This window comes from Vibrio sp. 10N.222.48.A3, from assembly GCF_041475345.1.
Classification (GTDB): domain Bacteria; phylum Pseudomonadota; class Gammaproteobacteria; order Enterobacterales; family Vibrionaceae; genus Vibrio; species Vibrio tasmaniensis_A.
In genome coordinates, this window is sequence record NZ_JBFRVX010000875.1 from 1 (window position 1) to 3,161 (window position 3,161).

At 43.8% G+C, this 3,161-nt stretch carries 3 protein-coding genes; all 3 read right to left on the reverse strand.

Features of this window, described 5'->3' with window-relative positions; translation table 11 throughout:
• Nucleotides 1-505: cation:proton antiporter (locus AB4653_RS21225; RefSeq protein WP_372105260.1), on the reverse strand; the 505-nt coding region annotated here is incomplete at its 3' end.
• A gap of 83 nt (nucleotides 506-588) precedes the next feature.
• Nucleotides 589-1,803 carry an ROK family protein gene (locus AB4653_RS21230; RefSeq protein WP_009847335.1) on the reverse strand — a complete coding sequence of 405 codons (1,215 nt, stop codon included), beginning with the start codon at nucleotides 1,801-1,803 and terminating at the stop codon, nucleotides 589-591.
• Between the two features lie 2 nt (nucleotides 1,804-1,805).
• The gene (gene nagA / locus AB4653_RS21235; protein WP_009847334.1) at nucleotides 1,806-2,942 is read right to left on the reverse strand and encodes an N-acetylglucosamine-6-phosphate deacetylase; all 1,137 of its coding nucleotides are present in this window, start codon (nucleotides 2,940-2,942) and stop codon (nucleotides 1,806-1,808) included.
• Nucleotides 2,943-3,161 lie beyond the last annotated feature (219 nt).

Consider the following 3,161-nt stretch of genomic DNA (forward strand, 5'->3'; position numbering starts at 1 on the left):
CTGGAATTTTGCCCGTCGATGCAGTCAAGAATACGACAGCAAAGATATCTTGCATGACCAGAATGCCAATCGCTAGTGTGCCATAGGTAGCATTCATTTCCCCTTTCTCTTGTAGAGACTTGACCGCAAATACAGTACTAGAAAATGAAAGAGCAAAACCGAGTAGAACGATCTGTTCTATTGACATGGCTGCTAGAGATGAAATACCTAGAAACTTAAAACCAAATAGAGCGGCTGCAAAAAACAGAGTGGATAAAAGATTGTGGATTGTTGCGCCAGCCCAGATCTCTTTAGAGAGTAGGGTTTTGATGTCCAGCTTTAAGCCAATAGTAAATAAGAGAAGGGTGACACCAAGGTCAGCCAAAGTAATGATGGTGTCATTGGTTTCAAAGCCAAGGGCATAAAGCCCGAAACCTGCAACCAAAAAACCAACTAATGGGGGGAGGTGGCATTTTAAAGCAATAAATCCTGCGATAAACGCAGTGGATATTAATATAAGTTCCATAACTTGTTGTTGTAGTTCCCTAGCTTAAAAAAACGGGCCGTGTTTATACAAACACGGCCCGCGGAAAATCAGAATTGTTTTCTTTAGTCTTCAAGAAGCTTTTGCAGTAACACACCGTTGAGCATGGCGCGCTTAATCATGGCAAAGGCTCCCATCGTAGGATGTTTATCGATCTGTGATGCTACAATAGGCAGGCCGCTATGGAAAGTCGTTAACGACTGATTCTCTACATTGCGCTTAATTGCAGGGAAAACAATCTCTTGTGCCTTAGTAATATCACCAGCAATGATTACTTTCTGAGGGTTAAACAGGTTAATCGTCATCGCGATAGCCTTACCTAACTGGTTTCCTACTCGGACTAAGCTTTGCTTCGCGAGTTCATCGCCATTGATTGCGTGGTCACAAACATCTTGAATCGTAATATGTTCAAGTTCCGTTAAAGAAGATTCATAGCCTTGCTTAATGAGCTTCTGCACTCGATCAACGATGGCAGGGTTTGCCGCTACGGTTTCAAGACAACCGAAGTTACCACACTGGCATTGTTCCCCTAGCGGATCAATTTGGATATGACCAATTTCACCCACGTTACGGTTATGGCCTAAGAAAACCTGTCCATTAACGATAATACCAGCACCCGTACCACGGTGCACACTGACCAAAATAGAATCTTGACTGTCTTTACTTGCACCGAAGTAGTGCTCAGCAAGCGCCATTCCTCTAACGTCATTACCAACAAAACAAGCCACATGGAAAGTGTCGCGAATAATGTCGCTCAATGCGAGGTTATCGATGTCCGTGTTTGGCATGTACTCAACAACACCGGTCGTTGGGTTGACCAAGCCTGGAAGGGTGACACCAATGGCAATCAGTTGGTCGATCTTTGGCTGATGCTCAGCAATGAAAGCCTTGAGGTTATTGACCAAGCCTTGTGTAAGGTCTGATTGGTCTGAATAATCTAGGTCTTGTTGTTGGAAAGCCAATTCACGACCACCAAGGTCATGAAGGCTTATTTGAATATAGTCTCTACCTAAGCGTACAGCGACAGAATGAAAAGGGTCGACTTCTGTGGTTAGGGAGATCGCGCGTCTACCGCCAGTAGACGCTTGTTGCGCAACCTCTTTAATGAGGCCGCGCTCCAAAAGTTGGCGGGTAATTTTTGTAACACTTGCCGGTGCGAGTTGGCTTACATCAGCCACTTGTATACGACTGATAGGCCCTTGCTGGTCTATTAGTCGGTATACCGCCGCACTGTTTAGTTGTTTAACTAAGTCTACGTTACCTATTTGTCCGCCATTCATACTTAATTGTGCTCGTATTGTCCATTAACAACAGTCGCTTTAACGTTAAAGTCTCGGTCAAATACAGCTAGGTTTGCAACCATGCCTTTTTTGATTCGACCTAGCTTGCTTTCTACACCGATAGCCGTAGCTGGGTATAGCGTAGCCATGCGAAGAGCTTCGTCTAAAGCGATACCAGCGTGCTCAACTGTATTCTGAACTGCTTCAATCATAGTCAGAGCTGAGCCGCCCAGTGTGCCGTTTTCATCAACACACTTACCATCTCGGTAATATACTTTCTTACCGACAAAAATAAAGTATTCCATGTCAGCACCTGCAGGAGCTGTGGCATCCGTCACTAATACTAACTTTTCTCCCTTGATTTTGTGCGCAATTCTGATGTTTGCGTAATCAACGTGGAAGCCGTCGGCGATGATACCTGCATAAACTTCTGGCGTGTCGTAAATCGCGCCAACAACGCCAGGTTCACGACCAACCATAGGGGTCATTGCATTGAATAGGTGGGTAGCGAAAGTGATACCAGATTCGAAACTTTGTCGAGCTTCTGCGTAAGTCGCGTTTGTGTGGCCGATAGAAACGACAACGCCTGCTTTGTGTAGGCGCTCGATATGTTCTGGATCATTAAGCTCTGGTGCCAATGTTACTTTTGAAACTAGGTCGCTGTTCTCGCAAATCAGTTCAATCATTTCGCTGTCTGATTTACGAATGTGATCGACGCTGTGGATGCCTTTTTTTGCAACGTTTAGGTATGGACCTTCAAGGTGCAGACCTAGTGATTGGTTTTGGTACTGGTTGTGATATTCACGAGCTGCAGTAATAACTGCACGCATATCTTCGTCTGAAGAAGTGATGAGCGTTGGCAGGAAGCTAGTACAGCCTGATTTAAGGTTTGCTTCGTGCATGATCTGCATTGTTTCTGCCGTGATCTCATCGTTAAGCATTACACCGCCACAACCATTCAGTTGTAAGTCAATGAAACCTGGGCTTAGGTTTGCTCCGTTTAGATCGCGAACCTCGATTCCTTCTGGCAATTCAGAGATAGGACAGACTTTTTTGATCAGTTCATTTTCTATTACGACGGCATGATCGGTTAGAACATCACTACCAGTGTAAATTTTACAGTTACTTAGCGCGTACATAGTCAGCTAATCCTTATTTCGTGAGATCTTTTAAATTTGTTCGTTACCTAAATGTGGACTTAGTTTGCGAGCATCATTTACGTAACGATTTATCTTTTATGGGCGAACGGCTTCAAAATGGGAAGCTATTTAAGTTGTTGAAAAACATATGAACAATTGATCTTTATTATACATTTAGGTTCATTGTTAATGATTATTCATAGGGTAATCTAAAGTTAG